Origin of the sequence: Flammeovirga sp. MY04, assembly GCF_001682195.2 — a bacterium.
Classification (GTDB): domain Bacteria; phylum Bacteroidota; class Bacteroidia; order Cytophagales; family Flammeovirgaceae; genus Flammeovirga; species Flammeovirga yaeyamensis.
On record NZ_CP003560.2, the window covers coordinates 54,841 to 79,919 of the forward strand.

Genomic DNA, 25,079 nt, shown 5'->3' on the forward strand with positions numbered 1-25,079 from the left:
GTTCTTACTGAACATTTTCAATATCTCCAGAACCCGATACTTTAATTTTAGTTTTTGTCGGTGTTCCTTTATATCTGATATCGCCCGATCCTGAAACCGTAGCGTTAATCTCTTCTTTAGCGTAACAGTCGACATCCCCAGAACCGCTTACCGAGATTTGAACTGTTTTAGAAACTAGATCAAATGCATTTACATCAGCAGAACCACTTACTTTAACAGTGAAATTGTCTGCCTTACCATTTACATCAATATTTCCTGATCCACTTAAAGAGGTCGTTAAAGAAGTACAGTTTACTTCACCTTTAAAGCTACCCGAACCACTTCCTGAAAATACCAACTGATCTCCTTTGATTGGATTCTTACCTACAACATCACTTGAGCCAGAAAATGAGATTTTGTTTAAGTTGGAAGAATAAGTTAATGTTACTTTTGCATTAACATTTCTCACACCCTTTCTTGGTTTAATAACCAATTTACCATTAGAAACCTCGGTGATGACATCTTCCACTTTCGTGTTTCTAAACACCTCAATTTCTGCTTTGTCTTTGTTTCCTGCGATAAGTGTGACATCAATAGCTCCAGAGATACCAATAGATTCAAATGATTTTAAATCTCTGACTGTTTGTGCGCTTAGTGCATTGATTACTAATAAAAAAGTAACGATCGATGATAGAATAAATTTTAATTTCATTTTATTATTGTAGATTTGTGATCGAGTTATAACTAATACCCGACATTTATTTTACTTCAGTTAATTGAATAGTGTGTTTCAAAGTAACCATTCAGACAAAAGACCAACAGAAATCATAAAGGTTGCATAAAATGGATAAAGTATATAAAATTGGGTTACTTTAGTCATCCTTTTTTTGGAATTTATTAGTGTAATTCGTGTTTTAGAAATTGATATCAGAAAATAAATTATCTCATGAACGACTTGACAAGACAAGACTTTGAGGTTACTAGGCTTGGAAAAGCTACACTTACTTCACCACTTTATAAAGAGTACAAAAAAGAAGATGCTCCGCATAAAGAGTTTATTGAGGATTCAAGAAGAATTATATATGATGCATCATTATCTGCTTTTGAAGAAGCAAGAAATAGCGATGCTGATCCTATCTCCTTCCTAAAAGCAGGACCTAGAAAAAAAATATATTTTGATCCATCGAAGACAAAAGCTGCAATTGTAACTTGTGGTGGTCTTTGCCCAGGAATTAATAATGTAATCCGTGGATTAGTCAACGGTTTATATTATAGATATAATGTCAAAAATATTTGGGGTGTACAATATGGTTACCAAGGTTTCATTTCGGATTACGGACATGAAATGGTAAAATTAACTCCTAACGTTGTAAAAGACATTCACTTATTTGGTGGTACTATCTTAGGTTCATCAAGAGGTCGCCAAGATATCTCAGCGATGGTGGATACTTTAGAAAGAGAAAACATCAACATCTTATTTACTATTGGTGGTGATGGTACACTTTCAGGTAACCATGTTATTCACGAAGAAATTGAAAAAAGAGGTTTAAAAATCGTTACTGCCGGTATTCCTAAGACAATCGACAACGATGTAAACTTCATGACAAAAACTTTCGGTTTCGATACAGCATTCTCAACTGCAGCAGCAGTAGTAAGAGATGCACATAACGAAGCAACTGGTGCTTACAATGGTGTAGCTATCGTAAAACTAATGGGTCGTGACTCAGGTTTTATTGCAGCAAATGCAGCATTGGCAATGCCAGATGTAAACTTTGTATTGATTCCAGAATCTAAATTCGACTTATACGGTGAGAAAGGTTTCTTGAATACTTTAAAGAAAAGAGTAGAAGAGAGACATCATGCACTAGTAGTAGTAGCCGAAGGTGCTGGTCAGCATTTATTCGAAGATAATGAAAATGAAGTAGTGAAAGATAAATCAGGTAACATCAAGCATAAAGATATTGGTGTATTCTTGAAAGATGAGATCACTAACTACTTGAAAGAACAAGATATGGAAGCGACTGTAAAATACATCGACCCTTCTTATATCATCCGTTCTGAAGTAGCAATTCCTGCCGATTCTGTATTCTGTAACGATCTTGCATTAAACGCAGTTCACGGTGCAATGGCTGGTATTACTGACTTCGTGGTTGGTCGTTGGCATAACCAATTTACTTACCTTCCAATCCCTGTAGCAACAGCATCAAGAAAGAAAATTGATATTGATGGTGCATTATGGTGGTCAGTATTAGAAACTACAGGTCAGCCTGTTGATATGACAAATGATTAATTGATAGATGTAAAAATCTATTATTATATATGAAGAAAGGCATCCTTTGGGATGCCTTTTTTTGTTTTCTTAAAATTTCGTGAATTATAACAATACTGAGAATATTGAAAAAATTCTTAAATAATCTATTATGAAAATATTACAATTTCTATTTGCTTGATGTTTAGTTGTTTGTTGTAGGTAGTTATTAATTATTAGAGATTAATTAATGGTTAATTGTTTATTTCTGATCAGTTTTTTTTAATAATCTAAGATATTATAGAAGAATATTAATAATTTAGAAAAAGTTAAAAATAATCAATTTAATATAAGTGTTATTGGATTGTTAACATTAATATAAAATTGAATAATCGTTCATTATTGTATTATATGGGGAAATAATTTAATATTTTATAGGTATTACAATTTATTTTATGTTAAATGAATGGAAATTCAAAAACCATAATTTTAATTTGTAAAACAAAATGAACTGACAGACATTTTTTAAACTGAATCGAGTTATTTGAATATTGAAATGATAAACTAAGACAATTTTTTAATAATCAATTTCAATAAACTAATTATAAAACTTCTAATTAATTACTCATGTCCTTTCAAGCAAATCAGAAAGAACCTATTGCCATTGTGGGTATAGGTTGTCGTTTTCCTGGCGATGTAAATTCCCCAAGTGATTTTTGGAAAGCATTAAAAGCAGGCTTTAATGGTATTACAGATGTTCCAGAAGATCGTTGGAGTATCGATGAATACTATGATCCAAATCCAGATAAAGCTGGAAAAATCAAACAAAAGAAAGGAGGATTCATTAAAGACATCGATAAATTTGATGCAGAATTCTTTAAGATTTTCCCTAAGACAGCAGAAAGAATTGATCCTCAACAAAGACTACTTTTAGAAACTACATACAATGCATTAGAAGATGCGGGTATGAAATTGGAGGACTTTAAAGGATCAAAAACTGCCGTTTATATGGGAGTTTTCATGAATGACTATTGGGATATTCAAGCTTCTCAAGCTCAAAGAAATCACGTTAGTCCACACGTTCCAATGGGTGTGTCTTTAACTTCAATTGCGAATAGATTATCATGGCAATATGACTTAAAAGGACCATCTGTTACTTTAGATACTGCTTGTTCGTCTTCTTTGGTAGGTGTACACTTAGCATGTAATTCAATTTGGAATGAAGAATCTGAATTTGCTTTAGCTGGCGGTGTAAATTTAATGATTCGTCCTGAGTCATCATTAATGATGTCCAAAGGTAACTTCTTATGTCCTGATGGATATTGTAAATCTTTTGACGCTAGAGGTAATGGTTACGTAAGAAGCGAAGGAGTAGGTGTTATCTTATTAAAGCCTTTATCAAAGGCAATTAAAGATGGAGACGATATCTATGCTACGATCAAAGGAACAGCGGTAAATTCTGATGGTTATACTGAAGATGGATTTACAGTTCCAAATCCAACAGCTCAGACAGATATGTTACGTCAAGCGTATAAGAATGCAGGTGTAGCTCCTTCGGAAGTTGCTTTTGTTGAAGCTCACGGTACAGGTACAAAAGTGGGAGATCCTATTGAAACAAGCGCATTTGGAAAAGTATTTTCAGAAGGTAGAGATCAAGAAAAGCCACTAGTGATTGGTTCTGTGAAATCAAATATGGGACACTTGGAGGCCGCAGCAGGTATTGCAGGTATTATCAAGTTGGCCTTGTCAATTAAGAATAAACAAATTCCTCAAAACCTCCACTTTGAGACACCTAACCCAGGTATCAAATTTGATGAGTGGAAACTTAAGGTACCCACTCAGTTAATGGACTGGCCTTCTGATCAAATTATTGGTGGTATTAACTCTTTCGGTGCTGGTGGTACGAACGCTCACGCAGTATTGGAAGGATATAAAGAGGAAAAAAATCAAATAGTAAATAAAGAAGAGACTTTATTAGAAGATGATATTTCATTGTATTGTATTTCTGCTCAATCAGAAAATGCATTGAAAAAAATGGTAGAAAACCATATCACTTTCTTGAATGAATCTTCTGAAAGTTTACAAGATATTTGCTATAATTTAGGTCAATATAGATCGAATTTAAAATATCGTTTAACAATTGCAGTAGCAAGCAAAGAAGAGTTAGTAGATGCTTTAGAAGCATACCTAAATGATGAAAACAGAGTAGGTATGGTTTCTACAGAAGATACAGGCTTCAATCCCAAAGTAGGTTTTATCTTCTCAGGACAAGGACCACAATGGTTTGGAATGGGTAGACAGTTATTGACTACAGAACCTGTATTTAAATCTGTAATCGAAAAAATAGATATCATTCTTCAGAAAATTGCGGGTTGGTCATTATTAGAGGAACTAGTTAAATCTGAGGAAGAATCACGTATTTCTGAGACAAGAATTGCTCAGCCAGCAATTATGGCTGTGCAAATTGGTCTAATGGAAATGTGGAAAACAGCAGGTGTGCAACCTGAAGGTGTTGTTGGTCACTCTATTGGTGAGGTAGCTGCAGCATATACTTCTGGAGCATTAACCTTAGAACAAGCTGTAGATGTTATTTATAATCGTTCGAGAGGTCAGGATAAAGCAACAGGTAAAGGAAAAATGCTTGCAGCTGCTTTAACTGTTGAAGAAGCACAGAAAGAGATTGTTGGTGTGGAAGATGTAGTTTCAATTGCAGCTATCAATGGTCCTAAGATGCTTACTTTCTCTGGTGATGAAACTCCTCTAGAAAAAATTGCTGAGCGATTAGATAAAAGAGATATATTCCATCGATTCTTAAGAGTAAATGTTCCATTCCATTCACATCATATGGAACCTCTTAAAGATGAATTGATTTCGGATTTAAGACACATCCAACCACAAGAAGCAACTATTGCTCTTTATTCTACAGTTTCAGGAAAACAAGAATCGGGTGCACATCTTGTATCAGAATACTGGTATTCAAATGTAAGGGAATCAGTTTACTTTACAGATGCCGTTAGAGAAATGATCAAGGATGGTTTTAATACTTTTGTTGAAATCGCTCCTCATCCGGTATTGGCTACTGGAGCTGTAGATCTTTTAAAAGAAGCAGGGGTAGAAGGTCACCTAATTACATCAATTCGACGTAAAGAAGCTGAAAAGCAAATCTTTATGCAAAACTTAGGGTTAGTGTATTCATTGAATTATGCTTTACCTTGGGAGAAAGTATGTTCTGGAGCAACAAAGAAAGTAGCTGTACCAAAATATCAATGGCAAAAGGAATCTTTCTGGTTTGAAACTGAAGAGCATAAAGCGAAAAGAACGGGTACTAAAGTACACCCAATGTTGAATAGTAATGTGGCTTCTAATGTAAATAAAGGAAACTTTATTTGGGATATCCAATTGGATAAAAATGAAGAGCCATATATTCTTGATCACCAAGTGGATGATGTAATTATTTTCCCTGGTACAGGACACTTAGAAATTGCGACAGCTGTTGGTCAGGCCTCTTTTGGCGAAAAATTTGGTTTCCTAGAAAATGTTACGTTCGAGAACGCCTTATTCTTACCTGATGATGGTGAAATGCCACATGTTAGATTAGAAATTAGTTCAACTGAAGGCGATTATACTATTTCTACTAAACCTAGAAATCAAGAAGATGCTGAATGGACAAAACACTCTTTTGGTAAGATCAATGCTTTAGGAGATCAATTTATATCTACTCCTTCTGATATCAACGAAATTAAAGAAAGAATCAATAGAAGAATGCCGATTGTACCAATGTACAATGAGTTAAAAAGTGCAGGTCTTCTTTATGGTGATACTTTCAGAGCAATTACTGGATTATGGACTGCCAAAGATGAAGTTTTATCAGAGGTTACACTTCACGATTCTATAGAATATGGTGTTGAAAGATACAATGTACATCCTGCTGTACTGGACGCTTGTCTGCATACCATTTTTGCAGCAAAGAAAAATGAAGCTGAAGCAAAAAGAGGAATTTACCTTCCTGTAGGGATTGATCGTTTTAAAGTTTTTGCTCAACCAAATAAGAAAGTATATACTCATGTTACAGTTACTGAATGTACTGATGCTTACTTGAATGGTGACTTCCAAGTATATAATGAGGATGGTACGTTAGTAGCAGAAATTCAAGGTTTTAAAGGAAAGTATATTGAAGGTTCAAGAGGGGAAAGTAAGAATGAAATCTATAAACCTTGTTATGAATATCAGTGGGTACTTCCTGAAGAAGAAATTCTGAATGATGAAAACGCTAAAGGTAAATATTTAGTATTTGCTGATAATAAGGGTATTCATCAATCGATCTCTAAAAAGTTAGAAGATAATGGTGGTAACGTTATTACGGTAACAAGAGGGTTGAATTATTCTAATGCTAATAATTCGAAGTTCACTATCAACCCTAGAGAATTGGCACATTATGAAGATATGATTGATGCTGTTGGTCAAGATCTTCAGCATATAGTCTACTTATGGCCATTTGATGTTCAGACCTCAGAGACAGATACGTTGGAGGTCTTTACTCAATTGCAAGAGGACTTTAGTATGTCTACTCTAAACTTGGTGAGAACTATAGGTGGTAAAGATTTAACAGTACCTACTTGGTTAATCACTTCAGGTTCTGAAAAAGTACTTCAAGAAGAGAACGAAATTCAATTGGCTCAATCTCCTGTTTATGGCATTGGTCGTGTAGCTAAAAATGAATTCCCATTATTACCTGTAAGAATTATTGATCTTAGTCAAGATACTAGAGATGAGGATTTCGATAAGTTGGTAAATATCATTTCGACTAAACAAGAAGGAAAAGAAGAGGAATCAGAATTTGCTATAAGAAATAATGAAGTATATACTAGAAGATTAGTTGCTGTTGATGGTGATATAGCAGATGAAAGAGCACCAAAACAAATGAATGCTTTTGGTTCTGCTTACCGTGCGGAAGTGAGAGAAAATGGTATCTTAAATAGTTTAGCTTTAAGAGAATTCTATCCTGAAACTATCCAAAAAGAAGAAGTTCGCATTGCTGTAAAAGCAACGGGGCTAAACTTTAAGGATGTTGTAAATGGCATGGGAATTCTTTCTCAAGAAGCTGTTGCTGGAGGTGTTGCAGAAGATACTCTTGGTTTGGAATGTTCAGGCATTGTTACAGAAGTTGGAGAAGGAGTTTCTCATGTAAAAGTTGGGGACGAAGTTATTGCATGGGCAGCTTATAGTTTAGCAGGTGTTACAACTGCTCCATCGCATTGTGTTGTAGCAAAACCATCGAATTTAAATTGGGAAAAAGCGGCTTCATTATCTGTTGTTTATTTAACTGCTCATTATGGTTTAAATCATTTGGCTCATATAGAGGAAGGCGATAAAGTCTTAATTCATGCAGCAACAGGTGGTTTAGGTTTAGCAGCCATTCAACTGGCACAACATGTTGGAGCAGAGATTTATGCAACTGCAGGTTCTGAAGAAAAACGTGAATATCTACGTTCAATTGGAATCAAAAATATATATAACTCAAGATCATTAGATTTTGCAGATCAAATTAAGGCAGACACGAATGGTTATGGCGTTGATGTTGTTTTAAACAGTTTAACTGGTAAAGCAATCACACAATCGTTTAAGTGTTTGGCACCATTTGGTACTTTCGTTGAAGTTGGTAAAGCAGACATTTACAATAACTCTAAACTTCCATTAAAACGTTTCGGAGAAAATATCTCTTTCCATGTGGTTGATTTAGATCGTTTGATGGCTCAAAAACCAAAACTAGCAGCCAAATTATATCAAGAAGTTACAGATCTATTCAAAGAAGAAAAAGTTGAAGGTCATCCATTAAAGGTGTTCCCAGTTTCTGAAGCTGGTGACGCTTTAAAATATTTATCTCAAGTAGGACATATCGGTAAAGTGATTGTTTCTATGCCGGATGAAGCGGTAGATGTTTTACCTGCAAATGATCTGAAATTTGATAAAAACGCTACCTACGTTGTTTCAGGTGGTGCTTCAGGATTTGGTCTTGAGGTGGCAAAATGGATTGCTGAAAATGGAGCAGGTGAATTGATTCTATTATCTAGATCAGGTGCTAAATCTGACTATGATAAAGAAGTGATTGCTTACATGGAGTCATTGGGTGTGAAAATCCAATTACCTAAAGTGGATATTACCAACGAGGAAACGCTTAAGACAATTTTTGAAGAAGTAGCCTTACCAATTAAAGGTATCGTGCATTCAGCAGCAGTATTAGATGATTGTACTATGCCGAATCTTGATTCAGATCGCTTCATGAGAGTTTACTCACCAAAAGCGATGGGTGCATGGGCTTTACATAAAGCGTCATTGGGCCACGACTTAGATTTCTTCTTGTCGTTCTCTTCAATTTCTGCTGTATTTGGTCTTCCTGGTCAGGCAAACTATTCATCAGCAAATAACTTCTTGGATAGATTAGCAACCTATCGTCAGTCATTAGGCTTAGCAGGTAACTCTGTTAATCTAGGTGTATTGGGCGATTATGCAGGTATGTCAAAAGACGGAGGTCAAGTAATTGATGTCTTAGAAGCACAAGGTTGGACTATGTTAACTCTGAAACAGATTAGAGAGACATTCTCAAAAATTATCTTGCAGAGAAGTACACAAAGAATGGTAGCCAACTTGGACTTTAAACGTTTCAAGGATTTCTTCCCTCAATTAGCCACAGATATGCGTTTCGCAGAATTAATGAATTCTGATAGTGCAGATGGTTCTGGAGCAGGAGGGTCTTTAAAAGATCAGGTAATTGCTAAAGATGGTGAAGAAAAACACACTTTCTTACAAGAGCAATTGCAACATGCATTAGCAAAGATTCTAGGTACATCACCTGAAAAAGTGGATATTCCAACACCAATTTCAAAAATGGGTCTTGACTCATTAATGCAGAACCAAATTAGAAACTGGATCTCTCAGAAATTGGAAGTAAATTATCCATTGATGAAAATTGCAAAAGGACCTTCTTTGGTTGAATTAGCAGAGGATCTTATCAAAGGATTTGAGACTGAAACGACAGAAGAAAAAGTACCTGAAATTACAACAGATATTTCTGGTATTGAAGATGCAGAAGATTTGGAAACTCTTGGCGATAAGTGGTTTGTTCACCGTAAGAGAGAAGATGATGCTCGTGTTCGTTTATTCTGTTTCCATCCGGTGGGAGCTGGTGCATCAATGTTTAATCATTTCCTTTATGAGGCACATAATGATATTGATGTATATGCAGTTCAATTGCCAGGTAGAGAAAATAGAAAAGATGAAACATACTTCACTGAATTCTTTGATGTTATTGATGAGTTAGAAAAACAAATTCTACCTCTACTAGATAAACCTTTTGCTTTCTATGGTCATAGTTTTGGAGGTATCCTAGCTTATGAATTACAACATAGATTGAGAGAAAAACATCAGCTTAGCCCAGAACATTCATTTGTATCTGGTACGATCTCAGCTCATCTTACTCCGACTTGGAGAAATGAAAGAGATACCATTCATAAGACTGCCGATGAAACAAATTCAGAAGCTAAATTAATGGGACTAATGTCATACATCGACGATGAAGCTTTCGTTCGTCAGATTCTTCCTGTTATGAGAAAAGATATGGAGTTAATCATGGGATACGACTATCAGGATAAAGACAACTTTACTTGGCCAATTACTGCTTTCGCAGCAGAGGAGGATGAAGTTGTATTACCTGAGGAGATGAAACCATGGGAACAACATACAAACAGTGCTTTTGAGCTTCATGTATTGCATGGAGACCACTGGTTCTTATCAAGAAATAAGGAATTTATCTTGAATAAGGTAGCAGAAAATTTATTATCAAAAGAATTGATAGATTAATTTGAGTGAGAGGGGGCTGATCTTTCAGTCCCCTTTTTTAATATGATAAACTTAACTTTTACGAACTCAACCAATTCGGATACTTTTTGTTGTCCATTTACTTTTCACAAACTATTTGATATTGATAAAGAAGAAGCTAATCGTTGGTTACATCCAAAGGAAGTATCTTTTTTTAATGCTCTTGTAGAAAGAAGGAAACAGACGTTTTTATCAGGTAGAAAGGCCATAAAGCAGCTTTTATTTAGTATTGTTCCAATCAAAGCTCATCAAATTGAAATTGGGAAAGGGATTTTTGAACAACCATTTATAAAGCATCAATCATTTCAAGGATGGGAATGTTCAATAGCTCATTCTCAAAGTCATGTAGCTTCAATTCTTTTTCCGAGTGATTTAATTATTGGGATTGATGTGGAATCGAATCAAGAGGAAATGTCTGCAAAAACTAAGGGGCAGATTACTTATCAGGAAAAAATGCTTTGCTTAGCTCAAGGAGTCATTGATGTTGAATTAAAACTTTGGTCTGCAAAAGAAGCATTATCGAAATGCTTAAAAACTGGTCTGACGATACCATTTACAATTCTTGAGATCAATTCAATAGTAGAAATGGAGAATCAAGTTGAAATTACTTTTAAAAATTTTCCACAATATAAAGTATCTCAATGTATTATAGAAGGTGAATGTTTGAGTGTTTGCTATCCTATTCAATTGTCATTAGACAAAAAAATAGCACCATGTCTCCATGATGCTATTCTAATATAATTAATCCAGTTACGGTAAAACTGGAGCTTTTGTAATATCTTCAGGAATCTTAGATTCTAACGATTTCAAGAAAGCAGCAATGTTGCTCACTTGCTCCTCATTAAGATCTTTATTTGATTGAAGCTTAGCCATAATTTTAATAGCATCTTCTAATTTAGCTACCGATCCATCGTGGAAATAAGGAGCTGTTTTAGTGATATTTCTTAAACTAGGCACTTTGAAGAAATACTTATCTGATTCATTACCTGTAGCGTCTTTTCTTCCTTCATCATAGTGACCTGAAGCTAATAGTTTAGATCCAGTCATCGTCCAGTAATCGCCATACAAACCGAATTTTTGATACATCTGAGCACCTAATTGGTTGCCCGCATGACAAGTAGTACATCCTGCTTCTTGGAAATCTCTAAGACCTTGAGCTTCTTTTGCTGTTAAAAGGAAAGAAGAAGTTTCTTTTTCCATAAAACGATCAAAACGTGAAGGGAATACTAGTGTTCTTTCGAATGCACCAATAGCTTTACCTACATTATTAAAAGTAAGAGGCTTCTTCTCGTTAGGGAATGCTTCTTTGAAAAGCTTTACATACTCAGCTACTTCAGAAAGTCTAGAAACTACCTGTTTCTCGTCTTTCATTGCATGTTCTACAGGGTTTAAGATTGGACCTAAAGCTTGCTCTTCTACATCTGCTGCACGACCGTCCCAGAATTGTACGAAATCAAATGCTGCATTGTATACTGTTGGAGAGTTTCTTTCACCGTTTACCTGAGTATCACCCGGCGATGTTGGTAAGTTATCCACACCGAAAGTGGCTAAATTATGACAAGAATTACAGCTAATGTTACCATCATTAGAAAGACGAGTATCATGGTACAACATCTGACCTAATTTGACCTTAGCATCATTTAAAGGGTTGTCGTCTTTAACTGGAGCAGTAGCAGGCTGTTGGTCAAACATTCTTTTGGCCATTTGCCATTCTTCTTTCGTTACTTTAGCGTATTCTTTTTTATCAGATTTCTCTGAACCGCCACCTGAAGAACAGCTAAACGAAATAGCTGCTAATACAAAAAGAGTAGAAATTAATCTCATTTTCATTAGATTCGAATTAAGTTTGATAATAAATTTAGGTTTTAAGTTTTTAATCCAAGTTATAAATTTGTACTCAGACAAATATTGACTAATTTTTGATGTGGAACAGTTAAATGAAATATAGTTAATTCTTAATTAGTTTTTTAGCTGCAAACACCCAAATTGAATCAATATTAATTATTGTCTTGGAGTTAACTTTAGAGTTCATGTTGTGATCAAAATCACTTACATTCATATCTAATACCAAAATTACATATTTTACTTTAAAGTAGTTGATTATTTACTAGGTTGGACAATTATTTTTATCAAAAGATTGTAAACCTAACGATACCATATAAATGAAAGTATTAATCCCTGTTGCAGGTCGGGGGTCGAATTTAAGGCCACTTACCAATACGCAACCTAAAGCATTACTTCCAGTAGCTGGAAAACCTGTTATCGCTCATATTATCGATAAATTTATAGAAACAGGTTTTGATGAGTTTATTATTATCATTGGGTATATGGGAGCTAGAATAGAATCCTTTATTCAAGAAAATTATAAAAACACTAAAATCAAATTCGAATTTGTGGTACAAATACCTAGAGAAGGGTCTGCACATGCTGTGTTGGTTGCAGAGAAACACATTCTCGAAGAAAAAGAAGTAATGATATGTTTGGGAGATTCTATTGTAAATATAGACATCGAACAAATGCTAAAGGTACCCAATTCTGTAGTAGGTGTTCAGAAGGTAGAAACGCCGGGTGATTATGGTGTGACTGAATTAAAAAATGGAACTAAAGTTAGAAAGTTTATAGAGAGGCCAACTATTCCAAAATCAAATATTGGTTTGGTCGGAATTTATAAAATCACAGATGTTCCTAAACTGTTGGATGCCATGCGCTATGTATTGGCTAGTAATAAAACAGTAAATAATGAGTTTGTGATCACCGACGGTTTACAAAAAATGTTGCTAGAAGGTGTGGAGTTTGATATTCAATTTGTAGAAAATTGGTACGATTGCGGTGCAAAATATTCATTACTTGAGGCTAATGCTACATTATTAAATCGACCGGATTTTAATGCCACTAAAATAGAGGATGTGAATAGTAAAAATACCGTGATTATTCCTCCTGTAAAAATTGGTAAGAATACTGTCATTAAGAATTCTATTATTGGACCAAATGTAGTGATTGGAGAAGAAGCTAAAATCGAAAATTGTAATATCAGTAATTCTATCATTGGGGCTTATACAGATCTAAAAGATTTATTACTGAAAAACTCTTTGGTCGGCCACGATTCGACTTTAAAAGGGGTGGCACAAAGTTTAAACTTAGGAGACCATACTGAAATAAACTTTGGAAACTGATAAAATAAAAGAGTGGGATCAGTTCTATCTTAATAAAAATGCTTTTGGTGATAGCTATAAAGAACTAAAAGCATTTTTGGAAGATATAAAGGAGAAAAAGAACCTTTTGGACCTTGGAAGTGGGCAGGGGCGAAATGCACTAATGGCTGATGCCTTAGGTTTCGAAGTAACAGCTGTGGACCTTTCTAAGGTCGGGATTGATCAAACTGTAGCAACATCAAATAATAGGGTGAAAGGAATTGTTGCCGATATCTTTGATTACAATATTGATCAAATGTATCAGGTTATACTACTTGATGCTGTCATTCATTGTCAGTTCGAAGATTTAGATAATGAAAGTTTATTATTTGATCGAATCGAAAAATCCCTCGTAAATTATGGGTATGTGTTGTTAATTACACATCAGTGGAATATGAGAGAACAACATCTCAAATCTTTATTTAAGAAAGATTATCCTAATTTAGAATATCAATTCAATCATCATATCGCTCATCGATATTTGCCTCCGCATGAGACAGAAGAACATGTAATGGAGATGTCGATGATGTGTTTTCAAAAAAAGAAATCATGAAAAAGACGGCACTAATCACTGGCGCAACTTCGGGAATAGGTAAAGCAACTGCAGAATTATTTGCTGATAATGGCATTCGTTTAATTATTTGTGGAAGAAGGGCGGATCGCTTAGAAACTTTAAAAGTACAATTAAGTGAGAAAACAGATGTACATACTTTGTCATTTGATGTAAGAGATAAAAAAGATGTATTTGCTAAGATAGAAAGCCTTCCAGCAGATTTTGCTCAGGTAGATATTTTGGTAAATAATGCAGGAAATGCTCATGGTTTATCTCCAATCCAAGACGGAGATGTAGATGATTGGGATGCGATGATCGACATTAATGTGAAAGGTTTGTTATATGTTTCTAAGGCTATTATTGCTCAGATGACAGAAAGAAAATCAGGACACATTATTAATATTGGTTCTATTGCCGGTAAGGATGTATATCCTAATGGTAATGTTTATAATGCTTCGAAGTTTGCAGTAAATGCATTAAATGAAGCAATGAGATACGATCTAAATGAATTTGGTATACGCGTTGGAGCAGTACATCCGGGATTGGTACATACTGAGTTTTCGGAAGTAAGATTCAAAGGGGATACTGAAAGAGCAGAAGGAGTTTACCAAGGGTATACACCTTTGTACGCAGAAGATATTGCTGATGTGATTTTCTTTATGGTATCAAGAAGAAGTTCCGTAAATATAGCTGACTTGGTGATTTACCCAACCGCACAAGCATCAGCAACAATATTGAATAAGAATTTATAGGACATAATTAAGCCCTAGACTTACGTTTAGGGCGGTTTTCAATAAGCATGTTTCAATTTTTTGAAGCATGCTATTTTTTTAATAGAAAAGGTCGTCATTACCTAGTTCTTTCTTAAGGTCTTGTCGGAAATAAGCAGTATATCCTGCAGTAACTAAATCCAATGCCTCTTTCTCCGATTGTGGAACAATTAACTCTCCATCCTTCGATGCACAGATTACTTTTGAATCTTTGAAAGTCTTGAAGCAATCAACTAATTGTTCCATTAAGCTTTGTACTTCCATGATTATAATGGTTTAATAAAGTAGTCCTGTATTACATAAAACTCTTTATTTGATTGATAAGTTTCTTATTAGTTCAATTATTAAGAAAATATAAGATAATTCTACAAATTATGCATAAAAAAAGCCTTTCCAAAAAATGGAAAGGCTTGATTTATTTTTAATAAAAGATTACTTCATAATTGTCTCCTCACGGTCTGGCCCCATAGAAACCATAGTGATTGGAACACCGATATAATCTTCAATATATTTTACGTAATCTAGAAGTGCTTGAGGTAACTCTTCGAAAGGAAGTTTTACATCTACTTCTTGATTCCATCCTTTAAGCGTAGTATACACTGGCTCTTTGATGTCTTCTAAGTCGTATGGAACCTCTGTAGTTTTTGTACCGTCTTTTAACAAGTACTCAGTACATACTTTGATTTCCTCGAAAGTATTCATTACGTCAGCTTTCATCATGAACAACTCAGTAGCACCGTTTAGCATTACTGCGTATTTCAAGATTGGAAGGTCTAACCAACCACATCTTCTACGACGACCAGTAGTTGCACCGAATTCATGACCAAGGTTTTGAAGATCCTCACCAGTTTTATCAAATAATTCTGTTGGGAATGGACCAGAACCTACACGAGTACAGTAAGCCTTAAAGATACCGTAGATATTCTTCTGAGCGTTAGGAGCAACACCTAAACCAGTAGAAGCACCTGCAGCGAATGTGTTAGAAGAAGTAACGAAAGGGTAAGAACCGAAGTCAACATCCAATAAAGAACCTTGAGCACCTTCAGCCAATACTTTCTTACCATCTTTAAGAGCATCGTTTACGAAGTACTCAGAATTGACAAAGTTTAAAGTCTTTGTGTACTCCACAGCTTGGAAGAATTCTTCCTCCATTTCTGGAAGCATCTCAGAGAAATCGAACTTATAGAAGTTTAAGATTTCAACGTGCTTAGCTTTTAATGCTTCGTATTTTTCTTGGAAGTTTTCCGAGAATAAATCACCAGTTCTTAAACCAACACGAGCTGATTTATCTTGGTAAGTTGGTCCGATACCTTTTAAAGTAGAACCAATTTTTTGATCACCTTTACTTTTCTCGTAGGCCGCATCAAGTAGACGGTGTGTAGGGATAATTAAGTGAGTTTTCTTCGACAATAAGATTTTGTCTTTCACTTTATAACCTGCTGTTTCTAATTTTTCGATCTCCTCACGGAAGATACGAATATCAAGAACAACACCGTTTCCGATAATATTTGATGTACCTTCTTGGAAAACACCTGAAGGGATTTGATGCAGAACGAACTTTTTACCATCAAATTCCAATGTGTGTCCAGCGTTTGGTCCACCTTGGAAACGTGCAACAACGTCATATTTTGGAGCGAGGACATCGACAACTTTGCCTTTTCCTTCATCTCCCCACTGCATGCCTAAAAGAATATCCATCTTGTGAATGAATTATATTTTTGATATGTATTAATTTAATAGAAATGAGATTACGACAATCTCAGTGTCTGTAGGGCTTTACTTCTAGAACTAGAAGTTTGAAATACCTTATCCAGCTTTGTTATTTTCAAAAGCTTGGTTAATTGAGTAGGAGAGGAGATCAGTAACATACGTCCATTTCTTTGTGATATATCCGTATATAATCTCACTAACATGCTCAAGCCTCCACTGTTCATATGATTAATATGAGTGGCATCAATAATAAAGTCAGTTATTCCAGACCTTGTGAAAAGTTTAGAGTCTCTAATGAAACTTTTCTCTTCAGGATGGCCGAGGAAATCACCTTTTAACTTCACTGTGATCACTCCATCATAAATTAAGAAGCTGTATTCCATAAATTTCTAGTTTTACCTAAGTTCAAGGAAATATTTCATCGAAATCAGGTTTTTTGTGAAAAACCTCACAAATATAACTTGAACAATTTTAGAAATACTCATCAAAACCAAATTTATTTTAACTTCATGTCTTAAAGTGTGTTTCTTTGGAATTAATAACGATTGAACGGTTATAAATAATTCACAGTTTTATAAGAAATCAACTTTTAATTGTGAAATATTTACAATTAAACAGTTATTTGATTGTAAATTTGACAAAATTGATGTGAACATAACCTACTGAGGATATTATTTTTAAGTCAGTTCAGTTTATAATAAAAAAAGATCATATTTTTGTGTCAGAACTAACAAATTAGGTAATGAATACGTTTGGAAAAGCATTTCGAATCACAACTTTTGGAGAATCTCACGGTCGTGCGATTGGTGTAACCATTGATGGATGCCCAGCAGGCGTACCGTTTGACCTAGAATATATCCAAAAAGAATTAGATAGAAGAAAACCTGGTCAGTCTAAGATTACGACTCAGAGAAAAGAGGCAGATAGTGTTGAAGTACTATCTGGCGTTTTCGAAGAAGTAACTACAGGGACACCTATCGCTTTATTGATTTGGAATCAAGACCAAAGAAGTAAAGATTACTCTCACATTAAAGATGTTTTCAGACCATCCCACGCTGATTACACTTACCATACTAAATATGGAGTGAGAGATTATAGAGGAGGAGGAAGATCTTCTGCAAGAGAAACTGCAGCTCGAGTAGCAGCAGGAGCAGTCGCTAAATTATTTTTAAAGAGTTTAGGAATCGATTTCCACGCTTACGTATCTGAAGTAGGAGACGTAAGGGTATCAGATGATTATTCAACATTTGATTTTGATGAAATCGAGAAAAATATTGTTCGTTGTCCTGATCCTGTAAAGGCAGAGCAAATGATCGAACTAATTGATGGAGTACGCAAGGATAGAGATACTATCGGTGGTATTGTTTCATGTGTAATTTCTGGTGTTCCAGCAGGTCTTGGTGAGCCCGTTTTCGATCGTTTAAACGCTGAATTAGGTAAAGCAATGCTAAGTATCAATGCTTGTAAAGGTTTTGAATACGGAAGCGGCTTTGAGGGAACGAAACTAAGAGGATCTACTCACAACGATGCCTTTTATACAGATGAGAGTGGTAAAGTAAGAACTAAAACCAACTTATCTGGCGGTATCCAAGGAGGTATTTCCAATGGAGAAGATATTTATTTTAGAACAGCATTTAAGCCTGTGGCAACGATTATGGTTGATCAGGATTCTATCGATAAAGAAGGAAATGCTGCTACTGTTTCTGGAAAAGGACGTCACGATCCATGTGTAGTTCCAAGAGCAGTGCCAATCGTAGAAGCGATGTCTGCTTTAACTATTGCAGATATGGTCGTAAGATCGAATGGTAATCGATTGGATCAGTTTAAAAAATAGTAAAATAATAAGGCTGTATCAATAACCCCGGATTTAAATCTGGGGTTTTTGATACAGCCTTATTTGTTATTTCAGAGCTACTCTAAGCTTTTTAATTTTATTTCTAATCTTGTTACTTAAGGAAATGTCTTGAGCAGGAAGATCTTCTTGATACTCTTTACCTCTTTGAATCACTTCATTAGTAAAAATACGTGAACTAATTCCCCATTTCATTAAAAATGTATCTGTTCCTTTATTGCTTTTTACTCTTCCTGTAGATTTACAACCAAAGTGATAAACAAAACTATTTCCTAATCCTTTAAATTCTCGAACACCCATTTGGTAGAACTTCATAGATAAATCGGGGTCCGAACTAAAACCTGGAGTATATTCAATACTCATACCTCCAGCTAAATCCCAAACATCAATATGCATAACATTTGGTGGCCATGTACTTCCCCACCAATCAGATCTTGAGAAAGAAGAAGTATCTTTTTCTATTTCTTCTTTTTTGAATGTTTCAATATCTCGACCATAATCTTTTACCAAAACACATGGATTACCTGTGTCAAAAGGCTCAATCATAGTACTAGAAAACATGAAATCTTTTTTACCATATCGAACAATCTCTTCCTTGAGTTGACCATCCCAATTTTGAAGAGGGTACATATCATCATTCATATACAAAACATATTCCGATAAGATCAGAGACCTGCATGCATTCAAAGCATAACAAATACCAATGTTTTCTGGAGAATATACGTAATCTAAACCTTGTTCTTTTACCCATTCTAAGGTGCCGTCTTTCCCTTCATTAATAATAATGATAATTTGAAGATTCGTAGAACTGTTCTTTTTCAGACCTTCAATACAAAGTTTCAGATAGTCGATATTATTCCAAGTAGGAATAAGTACCGAAAAGTCATATTGATTATCAGAAGATGATTTTAATTTTTTCTCTATAGAATTAATCATGTATATATCGATTTCATAATTTCTAGTTCAAAAATAAATATAATCCACCGATATCAATTAATAATTTGATAAGCATTAGAAATTAAATACGCATTATTACTGTCCGAATAGTTTTTGGTTTATAAAAATCTGTAATAAATTGAGTGTAAATTAAAACATCATCAAGCACTAAATTTTTTTCACTATGACAAACAATAATTTTTCAGCACCACATCGAATTCTACATTGGCTGATTGCATTTACTATGTTATTCATCACTCTGACAATTTTTTTAAGAATGAATTGGATGAATAAATATTTGATGAGTGATATTATTACTGAACAATTATCAAATCTTGATATTTCCATCACTAAAAAAGATTCCGTAAAAATTGCCAAAGTAATTCGAGGGCAAATGTGGACATGGCACATTTATGCAGGCTATTTGATGATCGGGCTGTTATCTTTAAGAGTCTTATTGAATATAAAAGAGAGAGGAATTAAGCTGGCAACAATTTCTTCTTCTGAGGCCACAGGAAAGGAAAAATTCCAATGGGTGTTGTATGCATTATTTTATGTACTTGTCGGTGCATCATTATTAACCGGAATGTTTATTATTAATGATATTGGTGACCATGAATTAATGGAAGATCTGCACAAACTTTCGTTGTACTACTTGGTTGGTTTCTTAGTGATTCACTTAGTAGGAGTGGTAGCAGCAGAATTAACCGATCAGAAGAATATTATTTCTGAAATGATAAGTGGTAAGAATAAAAGTTAGTATCACTTTATAAATAATAATAGAGACTGGATAGGTGCTTTTTAGCTATTTTATACTAAAAAGCTTTTATCTAGTCTTTTTTTGTGAATAGATTTTTGATTGAAAATGAGTGTTTTAAGATTGTCTTTACTGATACACACCCAAACATAACCAATAAACACCTCCTAGAAGCTGTAATGTATTTTTTTGCGATTGATAAATAAGTTTTATTAATGACATTAACAGTATGAATCTATTAAAATGGAGTGTAGCATTAATCATGTGTAATTACTTATTCGCATGTTCCTCACCAAAAAGCAAACAAACAGAAACAAAGAAAAAGAAGCCGAATATCATTTTACTTTTGGCTGATGATATGGGATATGGTGAGATGGGTATTTATGGACAGAAAGTGATAAAAACACCCCACCTAGATCAATTAGCGAAAAAAAGTATGAGATTCAGTAATTTCTATACTGGAACTTCTGTTTGTTCACCTTCAAGGTCATCACTTATGGTTGGTTTACATACAGGTCACACAAACATTAGAGGAAATAGTGGACAAGTAGGAGAGAAATGGGATAGGGTAGCATTAAAAAAATCTTCTGAGACAGTGGCTGAAATGCTTAAGAAAGGAGGATATCAAACAGGTTTTGTGGGTAAATGGCATCTGGGATTACCAGAGGATGAATCTACTTGGGCATACAATAGAGGATTTGATTTTGCCATGCAGGAACAGTGGGGTATTTCCAATAAAGGAGAAGAATTTGATGAAAGAATGCATTGGATTAATGGTCGTCAGGATTCTTCGTTTTACGATTATACCAAGTACAGCTGTCTGGACGAGTTTAGAACTGATGTAGGATTAAACTTTTTAGAAGAGACAAATAAAGAAGAACCTTTCTTTTTATTTATGTCTTATAGAACTCCTCATGCCCATGAATTTTTCGTAAGAGAGAACGACTTGTATAAGGACAATGATTGGCCGGAAATCGAGCAAACACACGCTGCTAGAATCACTATGTTCGATCAGCAGGTACAACGATTATTGGATAAACTAGAGGAAATGGGAGAGTTAGACAATACGTTTATTTTATTCACTTCAGATAATGGACCTCATAATGAACAAGGACACGATAAAGACTTCTTTAATAGTTCTGGAGACCTTAAAGGATACAAGCGTGACTTATATGAAGGCGGATTAAGAGTACCAACTTTTGCTTATTGGAAAGATCATATTGAGGAAGGAGTGATTACAAAACAAGCGGCTACTTTTTATGATGTAAAAGCAACCTTTGCAGAAGTGGCAGGTTTACCACACCCTACAAAAACAGATGGGATTTCATTCTTACCTACATTAGTTGGAGAACCTCAACAACAACATGATTTTTTCTATTGGGAAATTCAAGAAGGACCATCTCCTAAAGGATTTAAGCAGGCTGCTAGAAAAGGACATTTTAAGGCGGTAAGAATAGCGAACTCTATGCATACTGAATTATACGATTTATCTAAAGATGATAAAGAAGAACATGATATCTCGAAAGAGTTTCCAGAGTTAGTATCTGAATTAAATGAAGTAATGAGAAGAGAATCTGAAAAGAATCCTCATTGGCCTTATTCAGGTGGGATTTTCTAAAAAATGATATTGAAACAAGGTTATTATATAGCAATAAAGATCTCCTCAAAAAAGGAGATCTTTTTTATTTATATTCCTTCTCTTGTCGGTGTGACTGTTATTATTTTTCCGTTTTTATCAAAAAATAATTTGTCGACACAAATCGATCTTTTAAAGTTTTTTCCTGATATATCCATAGTATGATAGAATACATACCAATCACCCTTAAACTCAACAACAGACCCATGCGAAGTGCTAGAACTTACAGGTTGCATCACTTTCCCTTGGTAAGTAAAAGGACCAGTCGGACTATCTGATGTGGCATAGACCATTGTTGCATCTTTTGACCATCCGTTGGCATAAGTGAAATAATAGATTCCATTACGTTTAAATAACCATGGAGCTTCACCATAGACACCATCACCGCCATAATTAGCTTGGATATTTTCTTCACCTTCTTTTTTCTCTATATACTCTAGAATTTGACCGTCTTGATCAAGAATTTTTATATCAATTAGTTCACCAGACCTTTCAATCATATTCTCTTTAAGTCTTGTCACTTTTGGGTATCGACATCCAAAATACATATAGGCTTGTCCATCATCATCAATGAATATATTAGGATCTATAGGTTCTGGACCAACGTTTGGTTCGTTAATAAAATCAATAATGGGTTTACCTAAAACGTCTTTAAAAGGTCCTTCAGGACGATCTCCAACAGCTACCCCAATTTTTATTCTTTCGACTGGATAGTAAAAATAATACTGACCATTTCTATGGACACAATCTGGCGCCCAAGCCATAGTATCTGCCCAAGCAATATCTTTGAGAGAAAAAGGAATAGGGTGTTCTTTCCAATTTTTTACATCTTTTGATGAAAAAACAGCCCAATCTCTCATGTCAAAATAAGTAGCATCATCCTCATCATGTGATGTATACACATAGAGTCGATCGTTGAAAACTCTAGCGGATGGATCTGCTGTAAATTTATGAGTGATGAAAGGGTTTTGAGCCTTTAACATCATAGTATTACCTAAAATGAGGAGGCATACAATAATTAATTTTTGTGCTTTCATAAGCTATTTGATATATAAAAAAGAGAGTCGAATTGGAAAATTACCGCTCTGACTCTCTTTCAATTTGATAATGAATTAAACTAAAGTTTAATTGTGAAAATTATTTTGTTTCTGAAGGGATGGATATTGCCGCCTTTTTAAGGCTTTTTCCCTTTACCTCAAGCTGTATATCACCTGCTTGATTAGCAGATTGAACCGTTACAACAAGTTTACCATTAAAGGTTTTCATATGTGGTAAATGGAACATTTCCAAAGAGGTAGCATCACCATTACACACGGCTCTAAATGTACCTTCTCCTTTTACATTAAAGGATAATGGAAGATTTGCTGTTGGACAAACATTACCTTGTTTATCAAGTACAGTTACAGTGACGTAAGCAAGATCTTCCCCGTTAGCAACTACAGAGGACCTATCACTTTCTAATAATAATTGATAAGGTTTCCCAGCAGTTTTAATCGTTTTTTCTGCCTTCATATTTCCTTGATCATCATAGGCAACAACACGAATATCACCCTTTTGATATTTCACGTCCATCCATCTTAAACGGTAACGATCTAATCTTGAGTTTTTGTCTTTTTCTTTTATTCCCTGACTCACACCATTTACAAAAAGTTCTGCTTTATTGTAATTGGTGTAAACAAATACGGGTGTGATTTCACCTTCTCTTCCTTCCCAGTTCCAGTGAGGTAAAATGTCCAAAGTTTCCTCATCTGTTTTCCATCTACTTTTGTATAAATAATAGCGATCTTTTGGTATTCCAGCTAAATCGCAAATTCCAAAGTAAGAACTTCTCGAAGGCCATTCTTCGTTGTATGGGGAAGGCTCGCCTAAATAGTCAAAACCTGTCCATACAAACTCTCCTAACACCCATGGTTTATCATCTTGAAGAATAAAATCGTCTTCTGGAATATTCGACCAATTACACGCTTCATAATCATAAGATGAAGATTGGTAATCGTCGTATTTTTTTGTTTTAAATTCTTCCACAGGAAATTTATAAACACCTCTTGAACTTACAGTAGAAGCTGTTTCTGATCCCAATACAAACCCTTGAGGGAATACTTCAAAAGCTTCATCGTATAGATGAGTTCTGTAGTTGAGGCCAGGAACGTCTAGTACGCCACCAAAACCATTTTCCATGACCGCTTTTACTTGATCCATTCCTACAGTTACAGGTCGAGTAGGATCTTCTTTATGGAATATATCTTGAAGCCATTTCGCCCTTTTTACACCATCTGCACCCCATTGATCTGGTACCTCATTTCCCGAACTCCACATCACGATTGAAGGGTGATTTTTAGTCGCTCTAACTAAGTGTTCAACATCAATTTTTGCCCATTCATCAAAGAATCGATGGTAACCATTGTCCACCTTAGGCTTTTTCCATTCATCAAAACTTTCTGCTATTACCATAAGTCCTAGTTCATCACAAAGTTCCAATTGTTCTATTGAAGGCATATTATGAGCCGTTCTAATAGCATCTGCACCCATTTCTTTCATCATTACCAATTGTCTTCTTAATGCAGATCTATTGATAGCAATTCCGATAGGGCCTAAATCATGATGTAAACAAACACCCTTAAACTTTCTTTGCTCTCCATTTAGCTCAAAAAATCTTTCTGAAGTGAAAGAGATGCTTCTGATACCAAATTTCTCTATCACCTCATCAGTTTTTCTATCGCCTACAAAAGTGGAGGTTTTCATAACATAGAGAGAAGGTGATTCTGGACTCCATAAATGAGGCTGATCTACTTTTATTAATGATTGGAAAGTGTTTTTGATATTATCAGTCACAATAGATTTACCAATTATTTTTCCTTCTAGACTGACTATTTCATGGACAACTTTTGATACATTCCCCGTAGTTTTTGTCACTACGCTTACTTTTGCAACATCTTTATTTACTATTGGAGTTGTAATCGTATTTCCCCATCTTTCTATTGCATTTTTATCTTTGATAATCAGCTTCACATCTCTGTAAATACCAGCACCAGGGTACCATCGAGATGATTTTGGCTCGTTATGTAGTTTTACTGCAAGTACATTTTCCTTATTGTTTTGAATATGTTCCGAAATGTCGAAGTAAAAATACCCATAACCGTAAGGGTGTTCGCCTATAAATTCACCGTTTAGATAAACCTTTGCTTCACTCATAGCACCATCAAAAGTTAATAGTACTTGTTTATCTTTTAGGTCATCTGTGATTGTAAATTCATTTCTATACCAAGCAGTCCCTACATATGGTAATGCTCCCGTTCTACCTGATTTTCTAGTTTTTTTCTTTTCGCCATCTTGAACAATAGCGACTTCTTGTAAGTCCCATTTTTCATCAAAAGGACCCTTTATTGCCCAATCATGAGGAATGTTTACATTTTCCCATTGTTGGTCATCGAAGTTTTTTTGTTCCGCATTGGTATGTTCTCCTTTCTGAAACTTCCAGTTATTTCTTAAAAGTTTTTCAATCCTTTGTCCATAAGAAAAATTGAAGCTTAATAGAGTAAGGCACAATAAAAAAATCTTTCTCATTATTTGAT

General features: G+C 34.8%; 17 protein-coding genes. 9 read left to right on the forward strand and 8 right to left on the reverse strand.

All coding sequences use genetic code 11. The features are described 5' to 3' along the window. Nucleotides 1-4: 4 nt before the first annotated feature. Nucleotides 5-691, reverse strand: coding sequence for a head GIN domain-containing protein (locus MY04_RS00205; protein WP_066204592.1), 687 nt, complete (start codon nucleotides 689-691; stop codon nucleotides 5-7). Nucleotides 692-925: 234 nt separating this feature from the next. Here MY04_RS00205 and MY04_RS00210 point away from each other — a divergent pair, with 234 nt between their 5' ends. The 3 genes from MY04_RS00210 (at nucleotide 926) to MY04_RS00220 (ending at nucleotide 10,843) form a co-directional block, all read left to right on the forward strand. Beyond that, entirely contained in the window at nucleotides 926-2,269 is a 1,344-nt protein-coding gene (locus tag MY04_RS00210; RefSeq protein WP_066204595.1) for an ATP-dependent 6-phosphofructokinase, read from the forward strand. Nucleotides 2,270-2,854: 585 nt separating this feature from the next. Beyond that, entirely contained in the window at nucleotides 2,855-10,084 is a 7,230-nt protein-coding gene (locus tag MY04_RS00215) for a type I polyketide synthase (protein ID WP_066204599.1), read from the forward strand. A 42-nt stretch (nucleotides 10,085-10,126) separates the two neighbouring features. Continuing rightward, nucleotides 10,127-10,843 carry a 4'-phosphopantetheinyl transferase family protein gene (locus tag MY04_RS00220; protein ID WP_066204602.1) on the forward strand — a complete coding sequence of 239 codons (717 nt, stop codon included), beginning with the start codon at nucleotides 10,127-10,129 and terminating at the stop codon, nucleotides 10,841-10,843. Nucleotides 10,844-10,852: 9 nt separating this feature from the next. Here the strand turns inward: MY04_RS00220 and MY04_RS00225 are convergent, their stop codons facing one another. Beyond that, nucleotides 10,853-11,932, reverse strand: a complete 1,080-nt coding sequence (locus tag MY04_RS00225) for a cytochrome-c peroxidase (RefSeq protein ID WP_066204605.1) — start codon at nucleotides 11,930-11,932, stop codon at nucleotides 10,853-10,855. A 332-nt stretch (nucleotides 11,933-12,264) separates the two neighbouring features. On the opposite strand from MY04_RS00225, the gene MY04_RS00230 reads away from it, so the two are divergent. The 3 genes from MY04_RS00230 to MY04_RS00240 are packed head-to-tail and all read left to right on the forward strand — an operon-like array spanning nucleotide 12,265 to nucleotide 14,598. Continuing rightward, nucleotides 12,265-13,275 carry a sugar phosphate nucleotidyltransferase gene (locus tag MY04_RS00230; RefSeq protein WP_066204607.1) on the forward strand — a complete coding sequence of 337 codons (1,011 nt, stop codon included), beginning with the start codon at nucleotides 12,265-12,267 and terminating at the stop codon, nucleotides 13,273-13,275. Next, a complete protein-coding gene (locus tag MY04_RS00235) occupies nucleotides 13,265-13,846 on the forward strand; it encodes a class I SAM-dependent methyltransferase (protein WP_066204611.1) in 582 nt (193 codons plus the stop codon). Before MY04_RS00230 ends, MY04_RS00235 begins: the two co-directional genes overlap by 11 nt. After that, the gene (locus MY04_RS00240) at nucleotides 13,843-14,598 is read left to right on the forward strand and encodes an SDR family NAD(P)-dependent oxidoreductase (RefSeq protein ID WP_066204613.1); all 756 of its coding nucleotides are present in this window, start codon (nucleotides 13,843-13,845) and stop codon (nucleotides 14,596-14,598) included. Before MY04_RS00235 ends, MY04_RS00240 begins: the two co-directional genes overlap by 4 nt. Before the next feature lie 78 nt (nucleotides 14,599-14,676). On the opposite strand, the gene MY04_RS00245 is transcribed toward MY04_RS00240, so the two are convergent. The 3 genes from MY04_RS00245 to MY04_RS00255 all read right to left on the reverse strand — a co-directional run bounded on the left by MY04_RS00245 (nucleotide 14,677) and on the right by MY04_RS00255 (nucleotide 16,709). Continuing rightward, complete coding sequence (locus MY04_RS00245) at nucleotides 14,677-14,880, reverse strand: hypothetical protein (protein WP_066204615.1); 204 nt, start codon at nucleotides 14,878-14,880, stop codon at nucleotides 14,677-14,679. Between the two features lie 168 nt (nucleotides 14,881-15,048). Then, nucleotides 15,049-16,314 carry an adenylosuccinate synthase gene (locus MY04_RS00250; RefSeq protein WP_066204618.1) on the reverse strand — a complete coding sequence of 422 codons (1,266 nt, stop codon included), beginning with the start codon at nucleotides 16,312-16,314 and terminating at the stop codon, nucleotides 15,049-15,051. Nucleotides 16,315-16,364: 50 nt separating this feature from the next. Beyond that, nucleotides 16,365-16,709: an STAS domain-containing protein gene (locus tag MY04_RS00255; RefSeq protein ID WP_066204620.1), complete on the reverse strand. Its 345-nt coding sequence runs from the start codon at nucleotides 16,707-16,709 to the stop codon at nucleotides 16,365-16,367. A gap of 359 nt (nucleotides 16,710-17,068) precedes the next feature. Between MY04_RS00255 and aroC the strand changes: the two genes are divergently transcribed. Continuing rightward, nucleotides 17,069-18,160: a chorismate synthase gene (aroC, locus tag MY04_RS00260; RefSeq protein WP_066204622.1), complete on the forward strand. Its 1,092-nt coding sequence runs from the start codon at nucleotides 17,069-17,071 to the stop codon at nucleotides 18,158-18,160. Between the two features lie 66 nt (nucleotides 18,161-18,226). Here aroC and MY04_RS00265 read toward each other — a convergent pair whose 3' ends face one another. After that, nucleotides 18,227-19,114 (reverse strand): glycosyltransferase family 2 protein, encoded by an 888-nt coding sequence (locus MY04_RS00265; RefSeq protein WP_066204625.1) that lies wholly within the window; start codon nucleotides 19,112-19,114, stop codon nucleotides 18,227-18,229. Nucleotides 19,115-19,298: 184 nt separating this feature from the next. Between MY04_RS00265 and MY04_RS00270 the strand changes: the two genes are divergently transcribed. Further along, a complete protein-coding gene (locus MY04_RS00270; RefSeq protein WP_066204628.1) occupies nucleotides 19,299-19,874 on the forward strand; it encodes a cytochrome b/b6 domain-containing protein in 576 nt (191 codons plus the stop codon). A 226-nt stretch (nucleotides 19,875-20,100) separates the two neighbouring features. Next, nucleotides 20,101-21,489 (forward strand): sulfatase-like hydrolase/transferase, encoded by a 1,389-nt coding sequence (locus MY04_RS00275; RefSeq protein ID WP_084005708.1) that lies wholly within the window; start codon nucleotides 20,101-20,103, stop codon nucleotides 21,487-21,489. A gap of 68 nt (nucleotides 21,490-21,557) precedes the next feature. Here MY04_RS00275 and MY04_RS00280 read toward each other — a convergent pair whose 3' ends face one another. Together MY04_RS00280 and MY04_RS00285 are read right to left on the reverse strand one after the other, a co-directional pair. Next, the gene (locus tag MY04_RS00280; RefSeq protein ID WP_066204631.1) at nucleotides 21,558-22,544 is read right to left on the reverse strand and encodes a family 43 glycosylhydrolase; all 987 of its coding nucleotides are present in this window, start codon (nucleotides 22,542-22,544) and stop codon (nucleotides 21,558-21,560) included. 100 nt (nucleotides 22,545-22,644) lie between these two features. Further along, a complete protein-coding gene (locus tag MY04_RS00285) occupies nucleotides 22,645-25,071 on the reverse strand; it encodes a glycoside hydrolase family 2 TIM barrel-domain containing protein (RefSeq protein WP_066204633.1) in 2,427 nt (808 codons plus the stop codon). Nucleotides 25,072-25,079 lie beyond the last annotated feature (8 nt).

Bases quoted from the DNA above. Each gene is read 5' to 3' on its own strand.
- MY04_RS00205 (WP_066204592.1), bottom strand. From the start codon at position 691: ATGAAATTAAAATTTATTCTATCATCGATCGTTACTTTTTTATTAGTA.
- MY04_RS00210 (WP_066204595.1), top strand. From the start codon at position 926: ATGAACGACTTGACAAGACAAGACTTTGAGGTTACTAGGCTTGGAAAA.
- MY04_RS00215 (WP_066204599.1), top strand. From the start codon at position 2,855: ATGTCCTTTCAAGCAAATCAGAAAGAACCTATTGCCATTGTGGGTATA.
- MY04_RS00220 (WP_066204602.1), top strand. From the start codon at position 10,127: ATGATAAACTTAACTTTTACGAACTCAACCAATTCGGATACTTTTTGT.
- MY04_RS00225 (WP_066204605.1), bottom strand. From the start codon at position 11,932: ATGAAAATGAGATTAATTTCTACTCTTTTTGTATTAGCAGCTATTTCG.
- MY04_RS00230 (WP_066204607.1), top strand. From the start codon at position 12,265: ATGAAAGTATTAATCCCTGTTGCAGGTCGGGGGTCGAATTTAAGGCCA.
- MY04_RS00240 (WP_066204613.1), top strand. From the start codon at position 13,843: ATGAAAAAGACGGCACTAATCACTGGCGCAACTTCGGGAATAGGTAAA.
- MY04_RS00245 (WP_066204615.1), bottom strand. From the start codon at position 14,880: ATGGAAGTACAAAGCTTAATGGAACAATTAGTTGATTGCTTCAAGACT.
- MY04_RS00250 (WP_066204618.1), bottom strand. From the start codon at position 16,314: ATGGATATTCTTTTAGGCATGCAGTGGGGAGATGAAGGAAAAGGCAAA.
- MY04_RS00255 (WP_066204620.1), bottom strand. From the start codon at position 16,709: ATGGAATACAGCTTCTTAATTTATGATGGAGTGATCACAGTGAAGTTA.
- aroC (WP_066204622.1), top strand. From the start codon at position 17,069: ATGAATACGTTTGGAAAAGCATTTCGAATCACAACTTTTGGAGAATCT.
- MY04_RS00265 (WP_066204625.1), bottom strand. From the start codon at position 19,114: ATGATTAATTCTATAGAGAAAAAATTAAAATCATCTTCTGATAATCAA.
- MY04_RS00270 (WP_066204628.1), top strand. From the start codon at position 19,299: ATGACAAACAATAATTTTTCAGCACCACATCGAATTCTACATTGGCTG.
- MY04_RS00275 (WP_084005708.1), top strand. From the start codon at position 20,101: ATGAATCTATTAAAATGGAGTGTAGCATTAATCATGTGTAATTACTTA.
- MY04_RS00280 (WP_066204631.1), bottom strand. From the start codon at position 22,544: ATGAAAGCACAAAAATTAATTATTGTATGCCTCCTCATTTTAGGTAAT.
- MY04_RS00285 (WP_066204633.1), bottom strand. From the start codon at position 25,071: ATGAGAAAGATTTTTTTATTGTGCCTTACTCTATTAAGCTTCAATTTT.